This window comes from Streptomyces sp. CA-106110 (assembly GCF_050936285.1).
Classification (GTDB): domain Bacteria; phylum Actinomycetota; class Actinomycetes; order Streptomycetales; family Streptomycetaceae; genus Streptomyces.
In genome coordinates this window covers 4,328,112-4,354,810 of sequence record NZ_JBNJNB010000001.1, presented here as the reverse complement: position 1 = coordinate 4,354,810, position 26,699 = coordinate 4,328,112, and the positions used below count along the sequence as shown (strand labels likewise).

Genomic DNA, 26,699 nt, shown 5'->3' with positions numbered 1-26,699 from the left:
AGCTCCGATCACACCATGAGCCGTTCCGCACATCCCGCCGGGCCCCGCTACGCCGACGTCCTGCCCGAGGGCCACTACTCCGCCCCGCCCACCGACCTCAACTCCCTGGACCCGAAGGTGTGGGCCCAGACCGTCACCCGGGACGAGCAGGACGGCGTCGTCCGCGTCGGTGGTGTCGATGTGAAGTCCCTCGCCGAGCAGTTCGGCACCCCGGCCTACTTCATGGACGAGGCCGACTTCCGGGCCCGCGCCCGGGCCTGGCGCACCGCCTTCGGTGACGACGCCGATGTCTTCTACGCGGGAAAGGCGTTCCTGTCCCGTGCCGTCGTGCGCTGGCTGAACGAGGAGGGGCTGAACCTCGACGTGTGCTCCGGTGGTGAGCTCACCACCGCGCTCGCCGGGGGCATGCCCGCCGAGCGAATCGCCTTCCACGGCAACAACAAGTCCGTCGAGGAGATCACCCGGGCCGTCGAGGCCGGCGTCGGGCGGATCGTGCTCGACTCCTTCCAGGAGATCGTGCGGGTCGCGCACATCGCCCAGTCCCTCGGCAGGCGGCAGCGCGTCCAGATCCGGATCACCGTCGGCGTCGAGGCGCACACCCACGAGTTCATCGCCACCGCCCACGAGGACCAGAAGTTCGGCATCCCGCTCGCCGACGGGCAGGCCGCCGAGGCCGTGCGACGCGCCCTTCAGCTGGACGGGCTCGAGCTCATCGGCATCCACAGCCACATCGGGTCGCAGATCTTCGACACGTCGGGTTTCGAGGTCGCCGCCCACCGGGTCGTGGGGCTTCTCAAGGTCATCCGGGACGAGCACGGCGTCGAGCTTCCCGAGATCGACCTCGGGGGCGGGCTCGGGATCGCGTACACCAGTGACGACGATCCCCGTGAGCCGCACGAGATCGCCAAGGCGCTGACGGAGATCGTCACGCGTGAATGTGAGGCCGCCCGTCTGCGCACTCCGCGGATCTCCGTCGAGCCCGGGCGCGCCATCGTCGGGCCGACCGCCTTCACGCTGTACGAGGTCGGGACCATCAAGCCGCTGGAGGGCCTGCGTACGTACGTCTCGGTCGACGGCGGCATGTCCGACAACATCCGTACCGCTCTCTACGACGCCGAGTACAGCGTCGCCCTGGTCTCCCGGGCGTCCGACGCCGAGCCCATGCTGGTCCGTGTGGTCGGCAAGCACTGCGAGAGCGGCGACATCGTCGTACGGGACGCCTTCCTGCCCGCCGACCTCGCGCCCGGCGACCTGATCGCCGTGCCCGCCACCGGCGCCTACTGCCGCTCGATGGCCAGCAACTACAACCACGTGCTCCGCCCGCCGGTGGTCGCCGTGAGCGACGGCGAGGCCCGGGTGATCGTCCGGCGGGAGACGGAGGAGGACCTGCTGCGTCTCGACGTCGGCTGACCGCGCGCACGGCCCTCGGGGGCCCCTGGGACCCGGCGGAAGATCTTGCGGTCCTCCGCCGCTGACAAAATGAAATGCTCGTCTCACGATCCGGACAAAGGGCAGAAAGTACCGTCCGGTGAGTGAGACTGGTCGAACCGTGGACCGCATGAGGAAACGAGGTCGGATGATGCGTACGCGTCCGCTGAAGGTGGCGCTGCTGGGCTGTGGGGTTGTCGGCTCAGAGGTGGCGCGCATCATGACGACGCACGCCGCCGACCTCGCCGCCCGCATCGGAGCCCCCGTCGAACTGGCGGGAGTCGCCGTACGGCGGCCTTCCAAGGTGCGGGAGGGCATCGACCCCGGCCTCGTCACCACCGATGCCACCGCCTTGGTCAAACGCGGGGACATCGACGTTGTCGTCGAGGTCATCGGCGGTATCGAGCCTGCCCGCACCCTCATCACCACCGCCTTCGAGTACGGCGCGTCGGTCGTGTCGGCCAACAAGGCCCTGCTCGCCCAGGACGGGGCGGCCCTGCACGCGGCGGCCGAGGAGAACGGCGAGGACCTCTACTACGAGGCGGCCGTCGCCGGGGCCATCCCGCTGATCCGGCCGCTGCGCGAGTCGCTCGCCGGTGACAAGGTCAACCGGGTGCTCGGGATCGTCAACGGCACCACCAATTTCATCCTCGACAAGATGGACTCCACCGGGGCGGGCTACCAGGAGGCCCTGGACGAGGCGACCGCCCTGGGATACGCGGAGGCCGACCCCACTGCCGATGTCGAGGGGTTCGACGCGGCCGCCAAGGCCGCCATCCTCGCCGGGATCGCCTTCCACACGCGGGTGCGCCTCGACGACGTCTACCGCGAGGGCATGACCGAGGTGACCGCCGCCGACTTCGCCTCCGCCAAGAAGATGGGCTGCACCATCAAGCTGCTCGCCATCTGCGAGCGTGCCGCCGACGGGGGCTCGGTCACCGCGCGCGTGCACCCCGCCATGATTCCGCTGACCCACCCGCTCGCCTCGGTGCGCGCCGCGTACAACGCCGTCTTCGTGGAGTCGGACGCCGCCGGTCAGCTGATGTTCTACGGGCCCGGAGCCGGGGGTGCGCCGACCGCCTCCGCCGTGCTCGGCGATCTGGTCGCCGTGTGCCGCAACCGGCTCAACGGTGCCAAGGGGCCCGGCGAGTCCGCGTACGCCGCCCTGCCGGTGTCCCCGATGGGCGATGTCGTCACGCGGTACCACATCAGCCTCGACGTCGCCGACAAACCGGGTGTTCTCGCTCAGGTCGCGACCGTCTTCGCCGAGCACGACGTCTCGATCGATACGGTTCGCCAGCAGGGCAGGAATCAGAGCGGCGGCGACGCGGTGGTCATCGAACAGGGTGGTGAGCGACGGGACGGCGGCGAGGCGTCCCTCGTCGTCGTCACCCACCGTGCGTCCGACGCGTCCCTGGCCGGGACCGTCGAGGCGCTGCGCAGCCTCGACACCGTGCGGGGTGTCGCCAGCATCATGCGGGTTGAAGGAGAGTAGCCAGCAATGACCCACCAGTGGCGCGGAATCATCGAGGAGTACCGGGACCGGCTGCCGGTGTCTGACAGCACGCCGGTTGTCACGCTCCGTGAGGGCGGTACGCCGCTCGTGCCCGCGCAGGTGCTCTCCGAGCGCACCGGGTGTGACGTTCATCTCAAGGTGGAGGGCGCCAACCCCACCGGGTCCTTCAAGGACCGCGGCATGACCATGGCCATTTCCAAGGCCAAGGAGGAGGGCGCGAAGGCCGTCATCTGCGCCTCCACCGGCAATACGTCCGCCTCCGCGGCCGCCTATGCCGTACGCGCCGGCATGGTCTCGGCCGTGCTCGTCCCGCAGGGCAAGATCGCGCTGGGCAAGATGGGCCAGGCGCTGGTGCACGGGGCGAAGATCCTCCAGGTCGACGGCAACTTCGACGACTGCCTCACCCTCGCGCGCGCCCTGTCCGAGAACTACCCGGTGGCGCTGGTCAATTCGGTCAACCCGGTGCGTATCGAGGGCCAGAAGACGGCGTCCTTCGAGATCGTGGACATGCTCGGCGATGCTCCCGACATCCACGTCCTGCCGGTGGGCAACGCGGGCAACATCACCGCCTACTGGAAGGGCTACCAGGACTACGCCGCGGACGGCGTCGCCACGCGGACCCCGCGCATGTGGGGTTTCCAGGCATCTGGTTCCGCCCCGATCGTGCGCGGTGAGGTCGTCAAGGACCCGTCGACCATCGCCACCGCGATCCGCATCGGCAATCCGGCGTCGTGGAAGTTCGCCCTGGCGGCGAGGGATGAATCGGGCGGCTTCATCGATGAGGTGACGGATCGTGAAATCCTGCGTGCCTACCGGCTGTTGGCCGCGCAGGAGGGCGTCTTCGTGGAGCCCGCCTCGGCCGCGTCGGTCGCCGGCCTGCTGAAGGCCGCCGAACAGGGCAAGGTCGACCCGGGGCAGCGGATCGTGTGCACCGTCACCGGCAACGGGCTCAAGGACCCCGACTGGGCCGTCGCGGGCGCCCCGCAGCCGGTCACGGTCCCGGTCGACGCGGCCACGGCGGCCGAGCGGCTCGGGCTGGCGTGACGCGGCGACTCGCGCGACGCGGCCGCCGCCGAGGGATAACCCTGTAGGCATCCGGCTGCGGGGGTACAGGGGGCATACGACACGCATCGTGCGCCTCCTGTGCGCCCTATGTCGCCACAGAACCTTCCTTCGATAAGCTGTACCGAACCCGCCCGCCGCATATGCCGCGGTACACCGCCGTCCCTGCGTCCCGGCCCTCGGGTTTTCCGCACGTATCGCATGTCATTCGACCATCACGCAGCTCAAGGAGAGTCATCGAGCGATGGCCGGTCCAGCCTTCCGCGCCGCCGCCGTCAGGGTGCGCGTCCCCGCCACCAGCGCCAACCTCGGCCCGGGCTTCGACGCCCTCGGCCTCGCGCTGGGGCTGTACGACGACGTGGTCGTCCGGGTGGCCGACTCCGGGCTGCACATCGACATCGCCGGTGAGGGCAGCGAGACGCTCCCGCGCGACGAGAGCCATCTCCTCGTACGGTCCCTGCGTGCCGCCTTCGATTCCCTGGGCGGGCAGCCGCGCGGCCTGGAGATCGTCTGCGCCAACCGCATTCCGCACGGTCGGGGCCTCGGTTCCTCCTCGGCCGCGATCTGCGCCGGCATAGTGGCCGCCCGCGCCGTCACCATAGGCGGCGACAGCCGGCTCGACGACGCCGCGCTGCTGGAGCTCGCCACCGAGATCGAGGGCCACCCGGACAACGTCGCGGCCTGTCTCCTCGGCGGGTTCACGCTCTCCTGGATGGAACGCGGCGGCGCTCGCGCGATCCGCATGGACCCCGCCGATTCCATCGTTCCGGTGGTTTTCGTCCCCGGAAAGCCGGTGCTGACCGAGACGGCGCGCGGACTGCTGCCCCGCTTCGTACCGCACGTCGACGCCGCCGCCAACGCGGGCCGCGCCGCTCTGCTCGTCGAGGCGTTGACGAGGCGTCCCGAGCTGCTGCTGCCCGCCACCGAGGACCGCCTTCACCAGGAGTACCGCGCCCCGGCTATGCCGGAGAGCACTGCGCTGGTGGAGCGGCTGCGGGCCGACGGAATCCCCGCGGTGATCTCCGGCGCCGGACCCACCGTCCTGGCGCTGGCCGACGGCGCGAGCGCCGACAAGGTGGCCGACCTGGCGGGCGAGGGCTGGGCCGCCAATCGGCTGGACCTCGACATGCAGGGAGCGAGCGTGCTGCCGCTTGCGTCCTGACACACGGTTGCCGGATTTGGAGAGGGGGAATGTTTGTTGGATCCGGTAGTGTTAACCTCAAGTCTGCACCGGGCCCAGCCATGGCGAGGTGCTTCGTGTCCCAGTCCGGGACAACCATTCTTCCGGGAGCCTCCCAAACCGCACTGTGTTCCGTATCACGTACGTGAGTACGTCGTACGCGGACACTGAACGGGTTGCAGAGCACGCTCCGGAATCGGCGTGAACGAGCCGCGTGACACAAAACCGGGTGTCACTGCTTCGGGAAGCGCCAATCACCAGATATTTCCTCCGCCGCTTTTGGCGGACCACCGCCCCGGCACGGTCCACACAGCAGGGACTCAAGCCGGACAGCACAACCGGTCGCCGAGCCAGACAGGCCGACGTCCGCTCCAGGGAAGGACCCTTCGTGAGCGACACCACCGATCTGATGGGCGCACGTGTCGAGGAGACCGCTGCCGCGCCCGCCACGGACGCCTCCGCGCCTGCCACCGGTGCCGGCTCCCGGCGGCGCCGCGGTACCGGCCTCGAAGGCATGGTGCTGGCCGAGCTGCAGCAGGTCGCATCGGGCCTCGGCATCAGGGGCACGGCGCGCATGCGCAAGAGCCAGCTGATCGAGGTCATCAAGGAGGCGCAGGCGGGAGGCGGTGCCCCGGCCAAGGCCGAGGACGCCACCGAGACCAAGCCCAAGCGCCGGTCCACCTCCAGGACCCGCACCGGCGACGAGGCCGCAGCGGCCGAGCCCAAGGCCGAGAAGCCGGCCGAGCAGGCCGTGGCCGCGCAGCAGATCGAGATCCCCGGCCAGGGAGCCGGTGACGACACCACGGCCGAGCGCAGCCGCCGCCGCGTCACCGCCGAGGCCGGCAGCCCCGAGACGGTCGCCGCCGAGGCGAAGACCGAGGCGCCGGGCCAGCAGGCGCAGCCGCAGGGCGACGCCGGTGACGGCGACGGCCGCCGCCGCGACCGCCGTGAGCGCGGCCGTGACCGAGACCGCCGGGGCAAGGGCGACGAGCAGCAGGGTGGCCAGGGCGGCCAGCAGCGTCAGCAGCAGGGCCAGCAGCAGGGCCAGCAGCAGGGCGGCGGCCGCCAGGACCGGCAGCAGCAGGACGACGACGACTTCGAGGGCGGACGCCGGGGCCGTCGCGGCCGCTACCGCGACCGCCGTGGCCGCCGTGGGCGCGACGACGTCGCCGAGCCGCAGGTCACCGAGGACGACGTCCTGATCCCCGTCGCGGGCATTCTGGACATCCTCGACAACTACGCGTTCATCCGTACCTCGGGCTACCTGCCGGGGCCGAACGACGTGTACGTCTCCCTCGCCCAGGTCCGCAAGAACGGCCTGCGCAAGGGTGACCACGTCACCGGCGCGGTCCGCCAGCCGAAGGAAGGCGAGCGCCGCGAGAAGTTCAACGCGCTCGTCCGCCTGGACTCCGTCAACGGCATGGCGCCCGAACACGGCCGTGGCCGCCCGGAGTTCAACAAGCTGACGCCGCTGTACCCGCAGGACCGGCTCCGCCTGGAGACCGACCCGGGCGTGCTGACTACCCGCATCATCGACCTGGTGTCGCCGATCGGTAAGGGCCAGCGCGGTCTGATCGTGGCCCCGCCGAAGACCGGCAAGACCATGATCATGCAGGCGGTCGCCAACGCGATCACCCACAACAACCCCGAGTGCCACCTGATGGTCGTCCTCGTCGACGAGCGTCCGGAAGAGGTCACCGACATGCAGCGGTCGGTCAAGGGCGAGGTCATCTCCTCGACCTTCGACCGTCCGGCCGAGGACCACACCACGGTCGCCGAACTCGCCATCGAGCGGGCCAAGCGTCTGGTGGAGCTGGGCCACGACGTGGTCGTCCTGCTCGACTCGATCACGCGTCTGGGCCGTGCGTACAACCTCGCCGCGCCGGCCTCCGGCCGCATCCTGTCCGGTGGTGTCGACTCCACGGCTCTGTACCCGCCGAAGCGCTTCTTCGGTGCCGCCCGCAACATCGAGGACGGCGGTTCGCTGACCATCCTCGCCACCGCCCTGGTGGACACCGGGTCCCGCATGGACGAGGTGATCTTCGAGGAGTTCAAGGGCACCGGCAACATGGAGCTCAAGCTCGACCGGAAGCTCGCCGACAAGCGCATCTTCCCGGCGGTGGACGTCGACGCGTCCGGCACCCGCAAGGAAGAGATCCTGCTCGGCGCCGAGGAGCTCAACGTCGTCTGGAAGCTGCGCCGGGTGCTGCACGCGCTCGACCAGCAGCAGGCGATCGAGCTGCTCCTCGACAAGATGAAGCAGACGAAGTCGAACGTCGAGTTCCTGATGCAGATCCAGAAGACGACGCCGACGCCGAACGGCGACTGAGCGCGTCCGGCACCCTGAGGGCCGCCCCCGTCCGACCGGACGGGGGCGGCCCCTTTTCGCCTTCTCGGGGCAGGGCTTCCGGCCCCGTGCGCCCGATCATGCTGTTTGCCATTGCAAGGCGCCAGGAAGGCCGCGGGAGAGACTTTCGCCACAAGGGTCAAGGTCGGTACCGGTTTGCAGCGGTACGACATTTTCGAGTGAAACCCCAGGTGGGAGGGGGTCTGTCCGGCTCGGCGGTCACGGATTGTGCTTGACTTCCCACACGGTGGGCACCGTGCATTGTGCAACCCTGTCCCGGGTTTCTCCGTCTGACGTACGGAGTGACCATGGAGCGACAGGGGTCCCCCGTCCGGGGGACACCGAGATCGTCCGACAGGGTCACGCTCGACCAGGACTGGCCCTGAAAACAGGGGGTACGCGACCGGACGAGGACTGAGGAGCACATGCCTGCGGACACCACACCGGAGGACGGCATAGCCGACGAGGCGGCACTGTCAGGCCCGCGCAGCCGGGCCAAGGGCCGCCGCCGCAAGCCCCGCGGCAAGGGACGCAGGGCGCTCCTCGTCACTGCCTGGACCGCCGCCGGCATCGTCGTGCTCGGCGGCACCGGTCTCGGCTACGTCTACTTCAAGCTCAACGGCAACATCAAGAGCGTCGACATCAACCAGGCCCTCGGCACCGACCGGCCCACCAAGGTCGACAACGGCTCCGAGAACATCCTGGTCCTCGGTTCGGACAGCCGCTCCGGCAGCAACAAGAAGCTGGGCGGCGGCACCGACGACGGCAGCGCACGCTCCGACACGGCGATGATCGTGCATCTCTACAAGGGCCACAAGCGGGCGAGCGTCGTCTCCGTCCCGCGCGACACGCTCGTCGACCGCCCCCGGTGCACGGGCACCAACGGCACCGCGTACCCCGCGGCCTCGGCCGTGATGTTCAACTCCGCGTACTCGACGGGCGGCGCCGCCTGCGCGGTGAAGACGGTGGAGTCGCTGACCGGCGTCCGTATGGACCACTACGTCGAGGTGGACTTCTCCGGCTTCCAGAAGCTGATCGACGACCTCGGCGGCGTCCAGGTGACCACCACCAAGAACATCGACGACAAGAACAGTCACCTCGATCTGCAGGCGGGCACGCACACCCTCGATGGTCAGCAGGCGCTCGGCCTGGTGCGCACCCGGCACGGCGTGGGCGACGGCTCCGATCTCGGCCGCATCCAGCTCCAGCAGGCCTTCATCAAGGCCCTGGTGGAGCAGGTCGACCACATCGGCGTGCTGAGCAGCCCGACCAAGCTGCTGGACCTGGCCGACACCGCGACGAAGTCCATCACCACCGACTCCGACCTGGCCTCCGTCAAGGCACTGGCGTCCTTCGCCGACGGGCTGAAGGGCATCGGCTCCTCGCACATGGACATGGTGACGACGCCGGTCGAGTACGACCCGTCGGACCCCAACCGGGTCCTGGTGGAGAAGAGCAAGGCCAAGCTGGTGTGGGACGCCTTGAAGAACGACAAGCCGATCCCGGCGAGCGCGACGAAGGGAACGGCGACGGGCGAGGCCAAGGGCGTCGTGGCGTCGTCCTGACCAGGGTCTCCGCACACCGGCCGCCGGCCCGCCCCCGGGCCCCTGGGAGCCTCTGCCGGCGCACCGGGCAGGCACCCCGGGGCTCCGGGCGGTAGTGGGAATAGATCACTTGTGCCCCCGGTTTTGGGGGATGCGGCCAGTCCTGGCAGACTGGTACGTCGGCTCCGGTTCACGCTCCCGTATCCCGCGGCAGCGACCCGGCGCCCTCCATGAACCTAGGAGACACCTTGAAGCGCGACATCCACCCCGAGTACGTCGAGACGCAGGTCAGCTGCACCTGCGGCGCGTCGTTCACCACTCGCAGCACCATCCAGTCCGGCACCATCCGGGCCGAGGTCTGCTCCGAGTGCCACCCGTTCTACACGGGTAAGCAGAAGATCCTCGACACCGGTGGCCGTGTGGCCCGCTTCGAGGCCCGCTTTGGCAAGGCTGCCGCTGCCAAGAAGTAGCGAGCCCACAGCGCCGGTCTCCGGCGCCCCCTTTTCGCACGCCGAAGCGGGGGCGCCGGGACCGGCGCTTTGCGGTGCAGCCACTGTTCGTCGTACGTACGTCCCCATGTCCAGGCCGGACGGGGGACATCCCATGGGAGCTGGAGATGTTCGAGGCGGTCGAGGAACTGGTCGGTGAACACGCCGACCTGGAGAAGAAGCTCGCCGATCCGTCGGTCCACGCCGACCAGGCCAACGCGCGCAAGCTCAACAAGCGCTATGCCGAGCTGAGCCCGATCGTCGCCACGTACCACTCCTGGAAGCAGGTCGGCGACGACATCGAGACCGCGCGCGAACTGGCCGCCGACGACCCGGACTTCGCAGCCGAGGTCCGGGACCTGGAGAAGCAGCGCGAGGGGCTGACCGAGAAGCTGCGCCTCCTGCTCGTCCCGCGGGACCCCAGCGACGACAAGGACGTGATCCTCGAGATCAAGGCGGGCGCGGGCGGCGACGAGTCCGCCCTGTTCGCCGGCGACCTGCTGCGCATGTACCTGCGCTACGCCGAGCGCGTCGGCTGGAAGACCGAGATCATCGACTCCACCGACTCCGAGCTCGGCGGCTACAAGGACGTCCAGGTCGCCGTGAAGACCCGCGGTCAGCTGGAGCCCGGCCAGGGCGTGTGGGCCCGCCTGAAGTACGAGGGCGGGGTGCACCGTGTGCAGCGCGTGCCCGCGACGGAGTCGCAGGGCCGTATCCACACCTCTGCGGCCGGTGTGCTGGTCACGCCGGAGGCGGAGGAGGTCGACGTCGAGATCAACCCGAACGACCTCCGTATCGACGTCTACCGCTCCTCGGGTCCCGGCGGTCAGTCCGTCAACACGACCGACTCCGCGGTGCGCATCACGCACGTTCCCACCGGGGTCGTCGCCTCCTGCCAGAACGAGAAGAGCCAGCTGCAGAACAAGCAGCAGGCGATGCGTATCCTGCGCTCCAGGCTGCTGGCCATGGCGCAGGAGGAAGCGGAGAAGGAGGCCGCGGACGCCCGCCGCAGCCAGGTCCGCACCGTCGACCGCTCCGAGAAGATCCGCACCTACAACTTCCCGGAGAACCGCATCTCGGACCACCGTGTCGGCTTCAAGGCGTACAACCTGGACCAGGTCCTGGACGGCGACCTCGATGCGGTGATCCAGGCTTGCGTCGACGCGGACTCGGCCGCCAAGCTCGCGGCCGCGTAAGGCACGTACACAATCGGAGGACCAGCGTGCAGCAAGATTTTGGGGGGCGACCCTCAAGCCCCCGCAGTGTGCTGCTCGCGGAGGTGGCCCAGGCCACCCAGCGGCTGGCCGACGCCGGCGTGCCCTCGCCGCGCAACGACGCGGAGGAGCTCGCCGCGTTCGTGCACGGCGTCAGGCGGGGCCAGCTGCACACCGTGAAGGACTCGGACTTCGACGCCCGCTACTGGGAGGTCATCGCCCGCCGCGAGGCCCGCGAGCCGCTCCAGCACATCACCGGACGCGCCTACTTCCGGTACCTGGAACTCCAGGTCGGGCCCGGGGTGTTCGTCCCGCGCCCGGAGACCGAGTCGGTCGTCGGCTGGGCCATAGACGCGGTGCGCGCGATGGACGTCGTCGAGCCGCTGATCGTGGACTTGTGCACCGGCTCGGGAGCCATCGCGCTCGCCCTGGCCCAGGAGGTGCCGCGGTCCCGTGTCCACGCCGTGGAGCTGTCCGAGGAAGCCCTCCAGTGGACACGCAAGAACATGGAAGGCTCCCGGGTCGACCTGCGCCAGGGGGACGCCCTTGGGGCCTTCCACGACCTGGACGGCCAGGTCGACCTCGTGATCTCCAACCCGCCGTACATCCCGCTGACCGAATGGGAGTACGTCGCTCCCGAGGCCCGCGACCACGACCCGGAGATGGCCCTCTTCTCCGGCGAGGACGGCCTCGACCTCATCCGCGGCCTGGAGCGCACAGCGCACCGGCTGCTGCGCCCCGGCGGTGTCGTCGTCATCGAGCACGCCGACACCCAGGGCGGCCAGGTGCCGTGGATCTTCACCGAGGAGCGGGGCTGGGCCGACGCGGCCGATCACCCCGACCTCAACAACCGCCCCCGCTTCGCGACCGCCCGCAGGGCGCTGCCGTGAGCACCCCGAAGACTCTCTTTCCGCAGCAGTACGTGTACGAGGAGGCCAGCTGAAGATGGCACGGCGATACGACACCAACGACGCGACCGACCGCACGACCGGTCTGCGCGAAGCCGCGTCCGCCGTCCGCCGTGGCGAACTCGTGGTGCTGCCGACCGACACCGTGTACGGCATCGGCGCCGACGCGTTCTCCTCGGAGGCCGTGAGCGACCTGCTCCAGGCCAAGGGGCGGGGCCGCAACATGCCCACGCCCGTCCTCATCGGCTCCCCGAACACCCTGCACGGCCTCGTCACGGACTTCTCGGAGATGGCCTGGGAGCTGGTCGACGCGTTCTGGCCGGGGGCCCTCACGCTCGTCGCCAGGCACCAGCCGTCCCTGCAGTGGGACCTGGGGGACACCCGTGGCACCGTCGCCGTGCGCATGCCGCTGCACCCGGTCGCCATCGAGCTGCTGACGGAGGTCGGCCCCATGGCCGTCTCCTCCGCGAACCTGACCGGCCATTCCGCGCCGGAGACCTGCGACGCCGCGCAGGAGATGCTCGGCGACTCGGTCTCCGTCTACCTCGACGGCGGCCCGACGCCCGGCAACGTGCCGTCGTCCATCGTCGACGTCACGGGCAAGGTGCCGGTCCTGCTGCGCCAGGGCGCGCTGTCGGCCGAGGAGCTGCGCAAGGTGGTCCCCGACCTCGAGGTGGCGAATTGACAGCCCCTGACGCGGGGCGTGGCATAGGCAACGGGGACGAGACGGGAAGCCCGGTACAGGTGGGGCTTCACCGTGACACCTTCCGCATCCTCCACGTCAGCACCGGCAACGTGTGCCGCTCGCCGATCACCGAGCGGCTGACCCGGCATGCCCTGGCGGACCGGCTCGGCGACCCCTTGTGGGGCGGGCTGATCGTGGAGAGCGCGGGCACCTGGGGCCACGAGGGCGCGCCCATGGAGGCGAACGCGGAGACGGTCCTCGCCGATTTCGGCGCGGACCCCTCCGGCTTCGTCGGCCGGGAACTCCTGGACGAGCACGTGATCCGCGCTGACCTGGTCCTGACCGCGACCCGCGACCATCGCGCCCAGGTCATCTCCATGGGCCACTCGGCGGGCCTGCGCACCTTCACGCTGAAGGAGTTCACCCGCCTCGTACGCGCGATAGACCCTGCCACGCTGCCTCCGCTGGAGGACGGCGTGGTCGCCCGTGCCCGCGCCCTGGTCAGGGCCGCTGCGGCGCTGCGCGGCTGGCTCCTCGCCCCGACGGTCGAGGCGGACGAGGTCTTCGACCCGTATGGGGCACCGCTGCCGTTCTTCCGTTCGATCGGGGACGAGATCCACCAGGCGCTGGACCCGGTGGTGACGGCCCTGACGGGCGTCCGGGCCCGGGTCTGATCAGGGCCCAGGACCGATCCGCGATCCACGGCTTCTTCGCAGGCAACGCCCGTGCCCGTCGGGACGGCCGTGCGCCGCAGCCCCGGTGCGCGTGGGAGGGGGCCCGCCCGTGCCCGGCGGTACGGCCAAGGCGCCGCAGCCCTCTGTGCGTGCGGACGGGGGACCCCGTCAGGGCTCATCGGGGTACCCGCGCGGACGCGGTGACCGGCGGGCCCGGGGTGCCGGGCCTACATTGGACGTACGTTCCCGACGCCCGGAGCCCACCATGGCGGTCATGCACACCCTCGAGGCCGACGTCCTGCAGCGGCAGGACCCCGAGCTGGCCGAGATCCTTCTCGGGGAACTCGACAGGCAGTCGACGACGCTGCAGCTCATCGCGGCGGAGAACTTCACCTCGCCGGCGGTGCTCGCCGCCCTCGGCTCCCCGCTCGCCAACAAGTACGCCGAGGGCTACCCCGGCGCCCGCTACCACGCCGGGTGCGAGATCGTCGACATGGCCGAGCGCATCGCCGTGGAGCGGGCGAAGGCGCTGTTCGGGGCCGAGCACGCCAATGTGCAGTCGCACTCGGGATCGTCCGCGGTGCTCGCCGCGTACGCCGCGCTGCTCAGGCCCGGCGACACCGTGCTCGCCCTGGGGCTGCCGTACGGCGGCCATCTCACGCACGGCTCGCCCGCCAACTTCTCGGGCCGCTGGTTCGACTTCGTCGGCTACGGGGTGGAGGCGGACTCCGGGCTCATCGACCACGAGCAGGTGCGCACCCTCGCCCGTACCCACCGGCCCAAGGCCATCGTCTGCGGGTCCATCGCCTATCCGCGGCACATCGACTACGCGTTCTTCCGGGAGGTCGCCGACGAGGTGGGCGCCTACCTCATCGCCGACGCCGCCCACCCGATCGGCCTGGTCGCCGGTGGCGCGGCGCCCAGTCCGGTGCCGTATGCCGACGTCGTCTGCGCCACCACGCACAAGGTGCTGCGCGGCCCGCGCGGCGGCATGATCCTGTGCGGGAGCGAACTCGCCGAGCGCGTGGACCGGGCCGTCTTCCCCTTCACGCAGGGGGGAGCGCAGATGCACGCCATCGCCGCCAAGGCCGTCGCGTTCCGGGAGGCGGCGACGGAGTCGTTCGCCGTGTACGCGCACCAGGTGGTGATCAACGCCCGTTGTCTCGCGGCGGCCCTCGGTGCCGAGGGGCTGGCGATCATCACCGGCGGCACCGACACTCATCTGCTGACGGTGGACCCGGCCCCGCTGGGCGTGGACGGCCGTACCGCGCGGGGGCGGCTCACGGCGGCCGGCGTGATCCTGGACACGTGTGCGCTTCCTCACGGCGACGCCCGCGGCCTGCGCCTGGGCACCGCCGCTCTGACGACGCAGGGCATGGGCGAGGCCGAGATGACGTACGTCGCGGAATTGTTCGCGGCCGTGCTGCGGGACGAGGCGGACAGCAAGAAGGTGCGTGAAGAAGTGCGGGAGCTCACCGGAAGATTTCCGCCGTATCCCGGCCGGTAGTGGGTAGGCGGAGCGGAGTGCACAGCCACCCGTGCAACCATCGTCGCTACCCGTTAGTCCTCAACCATATGCACGCGAAGCTAGGCTGTGGGGCTGAGGATGTTCAGCGAGATCTGTGGGGATGCCCGTGCGTGAATACCTGCTGACGCTCTGCATCACGGCCGCGGTGACGTATCTGCTGACAGGGCCGGTACGCAAGTTCGCGATCGTGGCCGGAGCCATGCCGGAGATCCGGGCCCGTGACGTGCATCGGGAACCGACCCCCCGGCTCGGCGGTATCGCCATGTTCTTCGGCCTGTGCGCGGGCCTGCTGGTGGCCGACCACCTCAAGGGCCTCAACGAGGTCTTCGCGAAGTCGAACGAGCCGCGGGCGCTGCTGTCGGGCGCCGCGCTCATCTGGCTCATCGGTGTCCTGGACGACAAGTTCGAGATCGACGCCCTGATCAAGCTGGGCGGCCAGATGATCGCCGCGGGCGTGATGGTCATGCAGGGTCTGACGATCCTGTGGCTGCCCGTACCGGGCGTCGGCCTGGTCGCGCTCACGCAGTGGCAGGGCACCCTGCTGACGGTGGCGCTGGTCGTCATCACGATCAACGCGGTCAACTTCGTCGACGGCCTCGACGGCCTCGCCGCCGGCATGGTGTGCATCGCGGCCGCCGCGTTCTTCATGTACGCGTACCGCATCTGGTACGGCTACGGTCTGGAGGCCGCCGCCCCGGCGACGCTGTTCGCGGCTGTCCTGATGGGCATGTGCCTGGGCTTCCTGCCGCACAACATGCACCCGGCGCGGATCTTCATGGGCGACTCGGGCTCGATGCTGATCGGCCTGGTGCTCGCTGCCGGGGCCATCTCGATCACTGGCCAGGTGGACCCGGACGCGATGAACCTCTTCTCCGGTTCCGAGCGGGCGACGGTCCACCAGACCGTCCCGGTCTACATCCCGCTGCTGCTCCCGCTGACGATCATCGCCGTCCCGGCCGCCGACCTCGTCCTCGCGATCGTGCGCCGCACCTGGCGGGGTCAGTCGCCGTTCACGGCCGACCGCGGGCATCTGCACCACCGGCTCCTGGAGATCGGCCACTCGCACAGCCGGGCCGTGCTGATCATGTACTTCTGGTCGGCGCTGATCGCCTTCGGCGCCCTGGGGTACTCCGTGAACTCGGCGTCGCTGTGGATCGTGCTCGGGATCGTGGCGCTGAGCGCGGTCGGCCTGGTCCTGCTTCTGTTGCCGCGGTTCACGCCGCGTGCGCCCCGCTGGGCGGAGGCATTCGTTCCGCCGCGGTACCGCCGCCGGGCCCCCGCCGTCCTGGGTCCCCTGGACGCCGAAGCGTTCGGGGCGGAGGAGCGGACGGAGCGCCAGCAGGAGCACCGTACCCCGGTCGCCGCGAGTGTCTCCGGGCTCAACGGCGCCACCGCCCTCAGTACCCGGACCCGGCTGGAACGGCACGACGCCGAGCCTTCGCGTTGACCGCGTCCAAGGTAAGAATCTGACTAACGCGTTGCCAAAACGTGGGGGTCCAAAGGCTCCCAATATCAGACAAGACGCCCCGGCGCTCGCGCAGACGCGCGGGTTCGCTCTCATGTGTGACCGCATGCACAGCACCTAGGTAAAGACCGCATCAAATAGTTTGTGATACGGTTCACGAGAACCCGGGATAGAGCCGAAGGACCCAAGCAAGGGACCCCTCGGTGTGTGGACCCCACTCGGCCCGGGACTACGCTCGTCCATGACGACACCCCTGCCCCCTGAGTAAGCGGAGTTGCCGCCATGCCGTCCAATGACGCCCGGAACCTTCTGCGGATCGCCGTGCCCACCGCGGCCGTCGGCGTGATCACTGTCGCCGTGAGCGGCGTGGTCGCGGGGGGCGGCGGGGCGCTCGGCGCGGCCGTCGGTACGGCGCTCGCCATCCTGTTCATGGGGCTCGGCCTGTACGTCCTGCAGTGGACGGCAAAAACGCTCCCGCACCTGTTTCAGGCCATGGGGCTGATGCTCTACGTCGCTCAGCTCCTGCTGCTGCTGATCTTCGTCGGCCTGTTCAAGCACACGTCTCTCTTCGACCCGAAGACGTTCGCTCTGTCGCTCGTCGTCGCGACCGTGGTGTGGATGGCCGCGCAGGCTCGTGCGCACCTGAAGACCAAGATGTTCTACGTCGAACCGGACGCCCAGAAGAGCGAGAAGTCCCAGAACGCGGGCTCTCCGTCGTGAGGGGTAGGGCCGGGATAAAGACGTGTGAGAGATCCTGCTATCGTCCGGTGCCAACTGCGGCATCGCGGGCGCGGGCATCCGAGCTGACGCCTGCTTATTCGCGAGGCTCTATGCCCCCCAGCCGCCCCCACATCCGTAACACCAGTCCGGTGCCGATCCGCGGCTGCGCGCCGCGCCGACACAACGAGGTTGCCGTACCCATGCGTCACGCCGAAGGAGCCCGCGGTGAGTGCTGACCAGACCCAGCTCGCCTTTGACTGGAGTTGTCGGATCCTGTCCGACAACGGGTGTGGCTTTCCGGCTCCGGGCCTGAACTCCTTCCTCTTCAAGCCGCTCGCCACGGTCGGCGGGTTCGAGTTCAACAAGGTGATGCTGCTCGCGCTGATCACCACCGCGCTCGTCGTCGCCTTCTTCTGGGCCGCCTTCAGCAAGGCCAAGGTCGTCCCGGGCAAGCTCCAGATGGTGGGCGAGGCCGGCTACGACTTCGTGCGCCGCGGCATCGTCTACGAGACGCTCGGCAAGCGAGAGGGCGAGAAGTTCGTCCCGCTGATGGTCTCGTTGTTCTTCTTCATCTGGATCATGAATATCTGGTCCGTAATCCCGCTCGCGCAGTTCCCGGTGTCGTCGATCATCGCGTACCCGGCGGTGCTCGCGGCCGTCGTCTACGTGACCTGGATGGTGGTGACGTTCAAGCGCCACGGCTTCGCCGGCGGATTCAAGAACCTCACCGGCTACGACAAGTCGCTCGGCCCGGTGCTGCCACTCGTCGTGGTCATCGAGTTCTTCTCGAACGTCCTCGTCCGGCCGTTCACGCACGCGGTCCGACTCTTCGCCAACATGTTCGCCGGTCACCTGCTGCTCGCGATGTTCACCGTCGCCAGCTGGTACCTGCTGAACAGCTACATGATCCCCGGTGCGGGCGTCTCCTTCGTGATGACCGTCGTGATGATCATGTTCGAACTCTTCATCCAGGCCATCCAGGCGTATGTGTTCGTCCTCCTGGCCTGTTCCTACGTTCAGGGCGCTCTCGCCGAGCACCACTGACCGCCACCCGCTCCACCCCCCAGTCGTCCGGTGACCAACCCCCACCGGTCCGTAAAGAGAAGGAAGATTCAGCATGGCTGCCACTGAGACCCTTGCCGCTGTCTCCGGTTCCATCGGTTCCGTTGGTTACGGCCTCGCCGCCATTGGCCCGGGCATCGGCATCGGCATCATCTTCGGCAACGGCACCCAGGCCCTCGCCCGTCAGCCCGAGGCGGCCGGTCTGATCCGCGCCAACCAGATCCTCGGCTTCGCCTTCTGTGAGGCGCTCGCCCTCATCGGCATCGTTATGCCGTTCGTGTTCGGTACCAAGTAACACCTCCGTACCGACGCGAATCGACGAAAGGCACTGATGTGATCGCCACCCTGGTTCAGCTGGCGGCCGAGGAAAAGCCTCAGAATCCCCTCGTCCCGCCGGGTCCCGAGCTGCTCGTCGGCACCATCGCCTTCGCCATTGTGTTCTTCTTCTTCTGGAAGAAGCTGCTTCCGAACATCAACAAGGTTCTGGAAGAGCGCCGCACGGCGATCGAAGGCGGTATCGAAGAGGCCGAGGCCATGAAGGTCGAGGCCCAGAGCGTCCTTGAGCAGTACAAGGCTCAGCTCGCCGAGGCCCGGCACGAGGCCGCGCGTCTGCGCCAGGAGGCGCAGGAGCAGGGTGCCACCCTCATCGCCGAGATGCGTGCCGAGGGCCAGCGGCAGCGTGAAGAGATCGTCACCGCTGGTCACACGCAGATCGAGGCCGACCGTAAGGCCGCCGCTCAGGCACTGCGTCAGGACGTCGGCAGGCTCGCCACCGAGCTGGCCGGCAAGCTGATCGGTGAGTCCCTCGACGACCACGCCCGCCAGAGCCGCGTCATCGACCGGTTCCTCGACGAGCTCGAGGAGAAGGCCGAGGCCGCGCGATGAACGGAGCGAGCCGCGAGGCCCTGGCAGCCGCACGGGAGCGTCTGGACGCGCTGACGGACTCGACGTCCGTGGACGCGGCACAGCTCGCCGACGAGCTGGCGGCCGTCACCGCGCTGCTCGACCGCGAGGCGTCGCTGCGTCGGGTCCTGACCGACCCGGCGCAGCCCGGCGAGGCCAAGGCCGAACTGGTCCGGCGCCTGCTCGGCGCCCAGGTCACCGGGCCGACCCTGGACCTGGTGTCCGGCACGGTGCGCTCGCGTTGGTCGCAGCCGCGCGACCTGGTGGACGCGGTCGAGGAACTGGCGAATGTCGCCGACCTCACCGCCGCCGAGAAGGCGGACGCGCTCGACGACGTCGAGGACGAGCTGTTCCGGTTCAGCCGGATCGTCTCCTCCAACACCGGGCTGCGTGCCGCGCTGACCGACCGGTCCGTTGGCGCCTCGGCCAAGATCGAGCTGCTGCACCGGCTGCTCGGCGGCCGTGCCAACGTGACGACCGAGCGTCTGGTGACGCGCCTTGTGACCGCGCCGCGGGGACGTAGCCTGGAAGCGGGACTCGAGTCCCTGTCCAAGCTCGCGGCCGCGCGCCGTGACCGCATGGTCGCCGTCGTCACCTCGGCGGTGCCGCTGAGCGACGCACAGAAGCGGCGCCTCGGTGCTGCGCTGGCCAAGGTCTACGGCCGCCAGATGCACCTGAACCTCGACGTGGACCCCGAGGTCCTCGGCGGGATCCAGGTGAAGGTCGGTGACGAGATCATCAACGGTTCGATCGCGGACCGGCTCGAGGACGCGCGCCGTCGCATGGCGGGCTAGCAGCAACTCCATACGCAGTACTACGGCCCGAGTTGGGCCGTGCAGAGGATTCCTGGGGGTCGCCCCCAGACCCCCACAGAAACTTCGGGCCCAACAAGGAGAGCAGGGAACCCAGATGGCGGAGCTCACGATCCGGCCGGAGGAGATCCGGGACGCGCTGGAGAATTTCGTCCAGTCGTACAAGCCGGACGCGGCCTCGCGCGAGGAGGTCGGTACGGTCACCCTTGCCGGCGACGGCATCGCGAAGGTTGAGGGTCTGCCCTCGGCCATGGCCAACGAGCTGCTGAAGTTCGAGGACGGCACCCTCGGCCTCGCCCTCAACCTCGAGGAGCGCGAGATCGGTGCCATCGTCCTCGGTGAGTTCAGCGGCATCGAGGAGGGCCAGCCGGTGCAGCGCACCGGTGAGGTGCTCTCGGTCGCGGTCGGCGAGGGCTACCTCGGCCGTGTCGTCGACCCGCTCGGCAACCCGATCGACGGTCTCGGTGAGATCGAGACCGAAGGCCGCCGGGCCCTCGAGCTGCAGGCCCCCACGGTCATGCAGCGTAAGTCGGTGCACGAGCCGATGGAGACCGGCTACAAGGCCGTCGACGCGATGACCCCGGTCGGCCGTGGTCAGCGCCAGCTGATCATCGGTGACCGTCAGACCGGTAAGACCGCCCTGGCCGTCGACACGATCATCAACCAGCGCGACAACTGGCGTACCGGCGACCCGAAGAAGCAGGTCCGCTGCATCTACGTCGCCATCGGCCAGAAGGGCTCCACCATCGCGTCGGTCCGCCGCGCGCTGGAGGAGAACGGCGCGCTGGAGTACACGACCATCGTCGCCGCCCCGGCGTCCGACCCGGCCGGCTTCAAGTACCTGGCGCCGTACACCGGTTCGGCCATCGGTCAGCACTGGATGTACCAGGGCAAGCACGTCCTGATCATCTTCGACGACCTCTCGAAGCAGGCCGATGCCTACCGCGCCGTGTCGCTGCTGCTGCGCCGCCCGCCGGGCCGCGAGGCCTACCCCGGTGACGTCTTCTACCTGCACTCCCGCCTGCTGGAGCGCTGCGCCAAGCTCTCCGACGACATGGGTGCCGGTTCGATGACCGGTCTGCCGATCGTCGAGACCAAGGCCAACGACGTCTCTGCGTTCATCCCGACCAACGTCATCTCCATCACCGACGGCCAGTGCTTCCTGGAGTCCGACCTGTTCAACGCCGGTCAGCGTCCGGCTCTGAACGTCGGTATCTCGGTCTCCCGCGTCGGTGGCTCCGCCCAGCACAAGGCCATGAAGCAGGTCTCCGGCCGTCTGCGCGTCGACCTCGCCCAGTTCCGTGAGCTGGAGGCGTTTGCCGCCTTCGGTTCCGACCTGGACGCCGCGTCGAAGGCCCAGCTGGAGCGCGGTCAGCGCATGGTCGAGCTGCTGAAGCAGAACCAGTACGAGCCGATGGCCACCGAGGACCAGGTCGTCTCGGTCTGGGCCGGCACCAACGGCCGTATGGACGACGTCCCGGTCGCCGACATCCGCCGCTTCGAGCGGGAGCTCCTGGACTTCCTGCACCGCAAGCACCAGGGCCTCATGACCTCCATCAAGGAGGGCGGCAAGATGTCGGACGACACGATCCAGGCGATCGACGACGCCGTCGCGGAGTTCAAGAAGCAGTTCGAGACCTCGGACGGCAAGCTGCTCGGCGAGGACGTTCCTGCCGCTGCCGCCAAGTGACGTAAGGAAGGGACCTGACTCATGGGAGCCCAGCTCCGGGTCTACAAGCGTCGCATCCGATCCGTCAGCGCGACCAAGAAGATCACGAAGGCGATGGAGATGATCGCCGCCTCGCGCGTCGTCAAGGCGCAGCGCAAGGTGGCGGCCTCCACGCCGTACGCGACCGAGCTGACTCGCGCGGTCACGGCGGTCGGCACCGGCTCGAACACCAAGCACCCGCTGACCACCCAGGCCGAGACGGTGACGCGGTCCGCGGTGCTGCTCCTGACGAGCGACCGCGGTCTGGCCGGCGCCTTCAACTCCAACGCGATCAAGGCGGCGGAGCAGCTGACCGCGCGGCTGGAGCGCGAGGGCCAGCAGGTCGACACGTACATCGTCGGCCGTCGCGGTGTCGCCCACTACAACTTCCGTGAGCGCAAGATCGCGGATTCGTGGACGGGCTTCACCGACGACCCGACGTACGCGGACGCCAAGCAGGTCGCGGCTCCGCTCATCGAGGCCATCGAGAAGGAGACGGCGGACGGCGGCGTGGACGAACTCCACATCGTCTACACCGAGTTCGTCTCGATGATGACGCAGACGGCGCTCGGCGACCGGTTGCTGCCGCTCAGCCTCGAGGAAGTGGCCGAAGAGTCGCCCAGCAAGGACGAGATCCTTCCGCTGTACGACTTCGAGCCCTCGGCGGAGGACGTCCTCGACGCCCTGCTGCCGCGCTACGTGGAGAGCCGTATCTACAACGCGCTGCTCCAGTCGGCCGCTTCGAAGCACGCCGCCACGCGGCGCGCGATGAAGTCGGCCACCGACAACGCCGGAGACCTCATCGAGAATCTCACCCGGCTTGCCAACGCGGCCCGCCAGGCCGAAATCACCCAGGAAATCAGCGAGATCGTCGGTGGCGCGAGCGCCCTGGCCGACGCGACCGCGGGGAGTGACTACTAATGACCACCACTGTTGAGACGGCCACGGCGACGGGCCGCGTCGCGCGGGTCATCGGCCCGGTCGTCGACGTGGAGTTCCCCGTCGACGCGATCCCGGACATGTACAACGCCCTCCACGTCGAGGTCCTGGACCCGGCGAAGGAGGGGGAGAAGCGGACGCTGACCCTGGAGGTCGCCCAGCACCTGGGTGACGGCCTGGTACGCACCATCTCCATGCAGCCCACCGACGGTCTGGTCCGCCAGGCCCCGGTGGTCGACACCGGCGACGGCATCACCGTCCCGGTCGGTGACTTCACCAAGGGTAAGGTGTTCAACACCCTCGGTGAGGTGCTGAACGTCGACGAGACGTACGACGGCGAGCGCTGGTCCATCCACCGCAAGGCCCCGAACTTCGACGAGCTCGAGTCGAAGACCGAGATGTTCGAGACCGGCGTCAAGGTCATCGATCTGCTGACCCCGTACGTCAAGGGCGGCAAGATCGGTCTGTTCGGCGGCGCCGGCGTCGGCAAGACGGTGCTCATCCAGGAGATGATCTACCGTGTGGCCAACAACCACGACGGTGTCTCCGTGTTCGCCGGTGTCGGTGAGCGCACTCGTGAGGGCAACGACCTCATCGAGGAAATGAGCGACTCGGGCGTCATCGACAAGACCGCTTTGGTCTTCGGCCAGATGGACGAGCCCCCGGGCACCCGTCTGCGCGTCGCGCTGGCCGGCCTCACCATGGCCGAGTACTTCCGCGACGTCCAGAAGCAGGACGTGCTGTTCTTCATCGACAACATCTTCCGCTTCACGCAGGCCGGTTCCGAGGTCTCCACGCTGCTCGGCCGTATGCCGTCCGCGGTGGGTTACCAGCCGAACCTGGCCGACGAGATGGGCCTCCTCCAGGAGCGCATCACCTCGACCCGCGGTCACTCGATCACCTCGATGCAGGCGATCTACGTCCCGGCCGACGACCTGACCGACCCGGCCCCGGCCACCACGTTCGCCCACCTCGACGCGACGACGGTTCTGTCCCGTCCGATCTCGGAGAAGGGCATCTACCCGGCCGTGGACCCGCTGGACTCCACGTCCCGGATCCTGGACCCGCGGTACATCGCAAAGGACCACTACGACGCCGCCATGCGCGTCAAGACGATCCTGCAGAAGTACAAGGACCTCCAGGACATCATCGCGATCCTCGGTATCGACGAGCTCGGCGAGGAGGACAAGCTCGTCGTCCACCGGGCCCGCCGTGTGGAGCGCTTCCTGTCCCAGAACACCCACGTCGCCAAGCAGTTCACCGGCGTCGACGGGTCGGACGTCCCGCTGGAGGAGTCGATCGCGGCCTTCAACGCGATCATCGACGGCGAGTACGACCACTTCCCGGAGCAGGCGTTCTTCATGTGCGGTGGTATCGAGGACCTGAAGAAGAACGCGAAGGAGCTGGGCGTCTCCTGACGCTGTGCTCGTGACGGAGAGGGACGAGGCCGCGCCCTGCCATGGCCCGCGTCCCGTCCCTCTCTGTACGCCTACTAGAATTCATCCCAACACCCGGCAGACCCGCCGGGTGGTGATCCGAGGAGCCACCCTTGGCTGCTGAGCTGCACGTCGAGCTGGTCGCCGCCGACCGCCAGGTCTGGTCCGGCGAGGCCACCCTGGTCGTCGCGCGCACCACGTCCGGCGACATCGGCGTCATGCCCGGTCACCAGCCGTTGCTCGGTGTGCTGGAGTCGGGCCCGGTGACCATCCGTATGAGTGATGGTGGAACGGTCGTCGCCGCGGTGCACGGCGGTTTCATCTCGTTCGCGGACAACAAGCTGTCGTTGCTGGCCGAGATCGCCGAACTGTCGGACGAGATCGACGTCCAGCGCGCGGAGCGGGCGCTCGAGCGCGCGAAGTCGGAGGCTGACGCCTCCGCGGAGCGCCGTGCGGACGTCCGGCTGCGTGCGGCGGCGGCGAGCTGACCACAGCGCGTATGCAATGACGTGACACTCAGCCGCGGCTGGACCGGAGCAATCCGGAACCAGCCGCGGCTGAGGCAAATGCGGATGTTTTTTCCGTTCCGTTACCTAGGAGACGAGGAGGTCGGTGCCGATGGTCCTCGCTCTGACTGTGTGCGGAATTGTCGTCGCTCTCGTGGTGGTGGGGCTGTTCGTCTTCGGTCTGCGGCGCCGGCTCATCCAGCGCTCGGGCGGCACGTTCGACTGCAGCCTGCGCTGGGACGTGCCGGAGCAGACCGACACCAGCGGCAAGGGCTGGAGCTACGGAGTCGCCCGCTACAACGGCGACCGGGTCGAGTGGTACCGGGTCTTCTCCTACGCCCCGCGCCCCCGCCGTGTCCTGGAGCGTTCGGCGATCGAGGTGGCCGGTCGGCGCAGCCCCGAGGGCGAGGAGGAGCTGGCGCTGCTCTCCGACGCGCTGATCCTCGCCTGTCAGCACCGGGGCATCCGTCTGGAGCTCGCGATGAGCGAGGACGCGCTGACCGGGTTTCTCGCGTGGCTGGAGGCGGCTCCGCCCGGACAGCGGGTCAATGTGGCGTAGACACGCCGACTCCCCCGGCGGACCGAGGGGAGTCGATGTGGTCTCGAGCCGGAAACCGCCCTATGACAGACCGCTGTTGATGGCGCTCACCAGCTCGCCGTTGCTGGTGTCACCGCTGAACTCCCAGAAGAAGGCGCCGCCCAGACCCTGGCTCTTGGCCCACGCCATCTTCGTGCCGATGGTGGCCGGGGTGTCGTACGACCACCAGTTGCTGCCGCAGTGCGCGTACGCCGTGCCCGCGATGGTGCCGGTGACCGGGCAGGACGTCTTGAGCACCTTGTAGTCCTCGATGCCCTGTTCGTAGGTGCCCGGGGCGGGTCCGGTGGCTGTGCCGCCGGGGGCGTCCTGGGTGACACCCGTCCAGCCTCGCCCGTACAAGCCGATGCCGATCAGCAGCTTGTTCGCGGGCATTCCCTGCGCCTTGTACTTGGCGATCGCGTCCGCCGTGGTGAATCCGGCGGTCGGGATGCCGCTGTACGAGGTGAGGGGGGAGTGCGGGGCCGTGGGGCCCTGCGGGGCGAAGGCGCCGAAGAAGTCGTACGTCATCACGTTGTACCAGTTGACGTACTGCGAGGCGCCCGCGTAGTCGGAGGCGTCGATCTTGCCGCCGGAGGAGCCGTCGGCCGTGGTGGCGGCGGTGACCAGGTAGTTCGCGCCGAACTTGGCGCGCAGTGCGGACATCAGGTTCTTGAAGGCCGCCGGCCCGCTGCTGTCGCAGGACAGACCGCAGGCGTTTGGGTACTCCCAGTCCATGTCGATGCCGTCGAACACGTCCGCCCAGCGCGGGTCCTCGACCAGGTCGTAGCAGGACCGGGCGAAGGCGGCCGGGTTCTTCGCGGCCTCGCCGAATCCGCCGGACCAGGTCCAGCCGCCGAAGGACCACAGCACCTTGATGTTCGGGTACTTGGCCTTGAGCTCGCGCAGCTGGTTGAAGTTGCCGCGCAGCGGCTGGTCCCAGGTGTCGGCGACGCCGCTGACGGACTGGTCGGCGGTGAACGCCTTGTCGTAGTCGGCGTAGGAGTCGCCGATCGCGCACTTGCCGCCGGTCACGTTGCCGAAGGCGTAGTTGATGTGCGTGATCTTCGCCGCGGAGCCGGACGTCACCAGGTTCTTGACGTTGTAGTTGCGGCCGTAGATGCCCCACTCGGTGAAGTACCCGAGCCTGACGGCGGATCCGGGGGGCGGCGGGTTCGTGGTGCCGCCGGTGGTGTGCACCTTGACCGCGCCGCTGACGGGCCCGGTCTGGTCGGCGGTGTCACGGGCCTGGACGGTGTACGAGTAGTCGGAGCCGGCGTTCAGACCGGAGTCCGTGTAGGACGTCGTCGTCACCGTGGCGACCTTGGTGCCGTCCCGCAGGACGTCGTAGTTCTTGACGCCCTTGTCGTCGCTCGCCGCGCTCCAGGACAGGTTCACCGAGGTGTCCGTGATGCCGGACGCCGTGGGGGTGCCCGGAGCGGAGGGCGGGTTGTCGCCGGGGACGGTGGTGCCGCCGTCACAACTGCCGCCGTTCAGCGAGCAGTTGCTCGGTGCGCCCGGGCCTGCGCCGTTGAAGCCGAAGGAGACGGAGGCCCCGGGGGCGAGGGTGCCGTTGTAGGACTTGTTCTTGGCGGTCCAGTGGGTGCCGGAGTTCGTCACGTCCGCGTCCCACGCCGAGGTGACGGAGGTACCGGAGGGGAAGTCCCACTCGATCGTCCAGGAACTGAGGGACGTGGTGGCGGTGTTCTTGACGGTCCACTTGCCCTCGAAGCCGGTGCCCCAGTCCTGGGTCTTGGCGTAGGTGGCGGTGGCCGATGTCGCTGCCTGTGCGGGACCGGCGAGGCCGACCAGGCCGGCGAGTGGGAGCAGCAGGGTCGCCAGACCTGCCGCGGCTCGGTGTCTGAAGCGCATGCAGCGCCTCCTCTTGTCGAAATGAGCCGGGGTGTCATGGGCATGACTGAGCCTTCACGCCCACAGTGCCGCGAGAATAGAAAGGTCTGGACCATCGGTCAATAGGTCTGGACCACGGTGCAGTTGGT

Annotated in this window: 24 protein-coding genes; 23 read left to right on the top strand and 1 reads right to left on the bottom strand. The window is 69.0% G+C overall.

Annotated features, from left to right (window positions below; translation table 11 throughout):
• Positions 1–15 precede the first annotated feature (15 nt).
• The 23 genes from lysA to ACQEXA_RS19905 all read left to right on the top strand — a co-directional run bounded on the left by lysA (position 16) and on the right by ACQEXA_RS19905 (position 24,684).
• The gene (gene lysA / locus ACQEXA_RS20015) at positions 16–1,410 is read left to right on the top strand and encodes a diaminopimelate decarboxylase (protein ID WP_432932633.1); all 1,395 of its coding nucleotides are present in this window, start codon (positions 16–18) and stop codon (positions 1,408–1,410) included.
• Between the two features lie 166 nt (positions 1,411–1,576).
• Positions 1,577–2,923 (top strand): homoserine dehydrogenase, encoded by a 1,347-nt coding sequence (locus ACQEXA_RS20010; protein WP_432939558.1) that lies wholly within the window; start codon positions 1,577–1,579, stop codon positions 2,921–2,923.
• Between the two features lie 6 nt (positions 2,924–2,929).
• On the top strand, positions 2,930–3,988 hold the full coding sequence (gene thrC / locus ACQEXA_RS20005; RefSeq protein ID WP_432932635.1) for a threonine synthase: 1,059 nt from the start codon (positions 2,930–2,932) through the stop codon (positions 3,986–3,988).
• A 262-nt stretch (positions 3,989–4,250) separates the two neighbouring features.
• Positions 4,251–5,168, top strand: coding sequence for a homoserine kinase (gene thrB, locus ACQEXA_RS20000; RefSeq protein ID WP_432932637.1), 918 nt, complete (start codon positions 4,251–4,253; stop codon positions 5,166–5,168).
• Positions 5,169–5,574: 406 nt separating this feature from the next.
• Positions 5,575–7,515, top strand: a complete 1,941-nt coding sequence (gene rho, locus ACQEXA_RS19995) for a transcription termination factor Rho (protein ID WP_432932639.1) — start codon at positions 5,575–5,577, stop codon at positions 7,513–7,515.
• 443 nt (positions 7,516–7,958) lie between these two features.
• Complete coding sequence (locus ACQEXA_RS19990; RefSeq protein WP_432932641.1) at positions 7,959–9,098, top strand: LCP family protein; 1,140 nt, start codon at positions 7,959–7,961, stop codon at positions 9,096–9,098.
• Between the two features lie 227 nt (positions 9,099–9,325).
• Positions 9,326–9,547 carry a 50S ribosomal protein L31 gene (rpmE, locus tag ACQEXA_RS19985; RefSeq protein ID WP_006142443.1) on the top strand — a complete coding sequence of 74 codons (222 nt, stop codon included), beginning with the start codon at positions 9,326–9,328 and terminating at the stop codon, positions 9,545–9,547.
• Positions 9,548–9,693: 146 nt separating this feature from the next.
• Positions 9,694–10,761, top strand: coding sequence for a peptide chain release factor 1 (gene prfA / locus ACQEXA_RS19980; RefSeq protein ID WP_359395592.1), 1,068 nt, complete (start codon positions 9,694–9,696; stop codon positions 10,759–10,761).
• Positions 10,762–10,829: 68 nt separating this feature from the next.
• Positions 10,830–11,669, top strand: coding sequence for a peptide chain release factor N(5)-glutamine methyltransferase (prmC, locus tag ACQEXA_RS19975; protein ID WP_432932644.1), 840 nt, complete (start codon positions 10,830–10,832; stop codon positions 11,667–11,669).
• A gap of 55 nt (positions 11,670–11,724) precedes the next feature.
• Positions 11,725–12,372, top strand: coding sequence for an L-threonylcarbamoyladenylate synthase (locus ACQEXA_RS19970; protein WP_432932646.1), 648 nt, complete (start codon positions 11,725–11,727; stop codon positions 12,370–12,372).
• Positions 12,369–13,046: a protein-tyrosine-phosphatase gene (locus ACQEXA_RS19965; RefSeq protein WP_432932648.1), complete on the top strand. Its 678-nt coding sequence runs from the start codon at positions 12,369–12,371 to the stop codon at positions 13,044–13,046. The genes ACQEXA_RS19970 and ACQEXA_RS19965 overlap by 4 nt, the downstream gene beginning before the upstream one ends.
• Positions 13,047–13,311: 265 nt before the next feature.
• Positions 13,312–14,553, top strand: a complete 1,242-nt coding sequence (glyA, locus tag ACQEXA_RS19960; RefSeq protein WP_432932650.1) for a serine hydroxymethyltransferase — start codon at positions 13,312–13,314, stop codon at positions 14,551–14,553.
• A 127-nt stretch (positions 14,554–14,680) separates the two neighbouring features.
• On the top strand, positions 14,681–16,021 hold the full coding sequence (locus tag ACQEXA_RS19955) for an MraY family glycosyltransferase (RefSeq protein ID WP_432939561.1): 1,341 nt from the start codon (positions 14,681–14,683) through the stop codon (positions 16,019–16,021).
• 300 nt (positions 16,022–16,321) lie between these two features.
• Positions 16,322–16,759, top strand: a complete 438-nt coding sequence (locus ACQEXA_RS19950) for a hypothetical protein (RefSeq protein ID WP_432932652.1) — start codon at positions 16,322–16,324, stop codon at positions 16,757–16,759.
• A gap of 273 nt (positions 16,760–17,032) precedes the next feature.
• The gene (gene atpB / locus ACQEXA_RS19945; RefSeq protein ID WP_432939563.1) at positions 17,033–17,803 is read left to right on the top strand and encodes a F0F1 ATP synthase subunit A; all 771 of its coding nucleotides are present in this window, start codon (positions 17,033–17,035) and stop codon (positions 17,801–17,803) included.
• Between the two features lie 73 nt (positions 17,804–17,876).
• On the top strand, positions 17,877–18,116 hold the full coding sequence (gene atpE / locus ACQEXA_RS19940; RefSeq protein WP_432932654.1) for an ATP synthase F0 subunit C: 240 nt from the start codon (positions 17,877–17,879) through the stop codon (positions 18,114–18,116).
• Positions 18,117–18,154: 38 nt separating this feature from the next.
• Positions 18,155–18,706, top strand: a complete 552-nt coding sequence (locus ACQEXA_RS19935; protein WP_432932656.1) for a F0F1 ATP synthase subunit B — start codon at positions 18,155–18,157, stop codon at positions 18,704–18,706.
• Positions 18,703–19,518: a F0F1 ATP synthase subunit delta gene (locus ACQEXA_RS19930; protein ID WP_432932658.1), complete on the top strand. Its 816-nt coding sequence runs from the start codon at positions 18,703–18,705 to the stop codon at positions 19,516–19,518. Before ACQEXA_RS19935 ends, ACQEXA_RS19930 begins: the two co-directional genes overlap by 4 nt.
• Positions 19,519–19,633: 115 nt before the next feature.
• A complete protein-coding gene (gene atpA, locus ACQEXA_RS19925) occupies positions 19,634–21,226 on the top strand; it encodes a F0F1 ATP synthase subunit alpha (RefSeq protein WP_432932660.1) in 1,593 nt (530 codons plus the stop codon).
• Between the two features lie 21 nt (positions 21,227–21,247).
• The gene (locus ACQEXA_RS19920; RefSeq protein WP_432932662.1) at positions 21,248–22,165 is read left to right on the top strand and encodes a F0F1 ATP synthase subunit gamma; all 918 of its coding nucleotides are present in this window, start codon (positions 21,248–21,250) and stop codon (positions 22,163–22,165) included.
• Positions 22,165–23,601, top strand: coding sequence for a F0F1 ATP synthase subunit beta (atpD, locus tag ACQEXA_RS19915; protein WP_432932664.1), 1,437 nt, complete (start codon positions 22,165–22,167; stop codon positions 23,599–23,601). Before ACQEXA_RS19920 ends, atpD begins: the two co-directional genes overlap by 1 nt.
• Before the next feature lie 131 nt (positions 23,602–23,732).
• Positions 23,733–24,107: a F0F1 ATP synthase subunit epsilon gene (locus ACQEXA_RS19910; protein ID WP_359395438.1), complete on the top strand. Its 375-nt coding sequence runs from the start codon at positions 23,733–23,735 to the stop codon at positions 24,105–24,107.
• Positions 24,108–24,237: 130 nt separating this feature from the next.
• Positions 24,238–24,684 carry a DUF2550 domain-containing protein gene (locus ACQEXA_RS19905; RefSeq protein ID WP_432932667.1) on the top strand — a complete coding sequence of 149 codons (447 nt, stop codon included), beginning with the start codon at positions 24,238–24,240 and terminating at the stop codon, positions 24,682–24,684.
• 60 nt (positions 24,685–24,744) lie between these two features.
• Here ACQEXA_RS19905 and ACQEXA_RS19900 read toward each other — a convergent pair whose 3' ends face one another.
• Entirely contained in the window at positions 24,745–26,571 is a 1,827-nt protein-coding gene (locus ACQEXA_RS19900) for a glycosyl hydrolase family 18 protein (protein ID WP_433130702.1), read from the bottom strand.
• Positions 26,572–26,699 lie beyond the last annotated feature (128 nt).

Coding starts and splice junctions, on each gene's coding strand:
- lysA (WP_432932633.1), top strand. CDS start 16: ATGAGCCGTTCCGCACATCCCGCCGGGCCCCGCTACGCCGACGTCCTG.
- ACQEXA_RS20010 (WP_432939558.1), top strand. CDS start 1,577: ATGATGCGTACGCGTCCGCTGAAGGTGGCGCTGCTGGGCTGTGGGGTT.
- thrC (WP_432932635.1), top strand. CDS start 2,930: ATGACCCACCAGTGGCGCGGAATCATCGAGGAGTACCGGGACCGGCTG.
- thrB (WP_432932637.1), top strand. CDS start 4,251: ATGGCCGGTCCAGCCTTCCGCGCCGCCGCCGTCAGGGTGCGCGTCCCC.
- ACQEXA_RS19990 (WP_432932641.1), top strand. CDS start 7,959: ATGCCTGCGGACACCACACCGGAGGACGGCATAGCCGACGAGGCGGCA.
- prfA (WP_359395592.1), top strand. CDS start 9,694: ATGTTCGAGGCGGTCGAGGAACTGGTCGGTGAACACGCCGACCTGGAG.
- ACQEXA_RS19970 (WP_432932646.1), top strand. CDS start 11,725: ATGGCACGGCGATACGACACCAACGACGCGACCGACCGCACGACCGGT.
- glyA (WP_432932650.1), top strand. CDS start 13,312: ATGGCGGTCATGCACACCCTCGAGGCCGACGTCCTGCAGCGGCAGGAC.
- ACQEXA_RS19950 (WP_432932652.1), top strand. CDS start 16,322: ATGCCGTCCAATGACGCCCGGAACCTTCTGCGGATCGCCGTGCCCACC.
- atpE (WP_432932654.1), top strand. CDS start 17,877: ATGGCTGCCACTGAGACCCTTGCCGCTGTCTCCGGTTCCATCGGTTCC.
- ACQEXA_RS19930 (WP_432932658.1), top strand. CDS start 18,703: ATGAACGGAGCGAGCCGCGAGGCCCTGGCAGCCGCACGGGAGCGTCTG.
- atpA (WP_432932660.1), top strand. CDS start 19,634: ATGGCGGAGCTCACGATCCGGCCGGAGGAGATCCGGGACGCGCTGGAG.
- ACQEXA_RS19920 (WP_432932662.1), top strand. CDS start 21,248: ATGGGAGCCCAGCTCCGGGTCTACAAGCGTCGCATCCGATCCGTCAGC.
- atpD (WP_432932664.1), top strand. CDS start 22,165: ATGACCACCACTGTTGAGACGGCCACGGCGACGGGCCGCGTCGCGCGG.
- ACQEXA_RS19905 (WP_432932667.1), top strand. CDS start 24,238: ATGGTCCTCGCTCTGACTGTGTGCGGAATTGTCGTCGCTCTCGTGGTG.
- ACQEXA_RS19900 (WP_433130702.1), bottom strand. CDS start 26,571: ATGCGCTTCAGACACCGAGCCGCGGCAGGTCTGGCGACCCTGCTGCTC.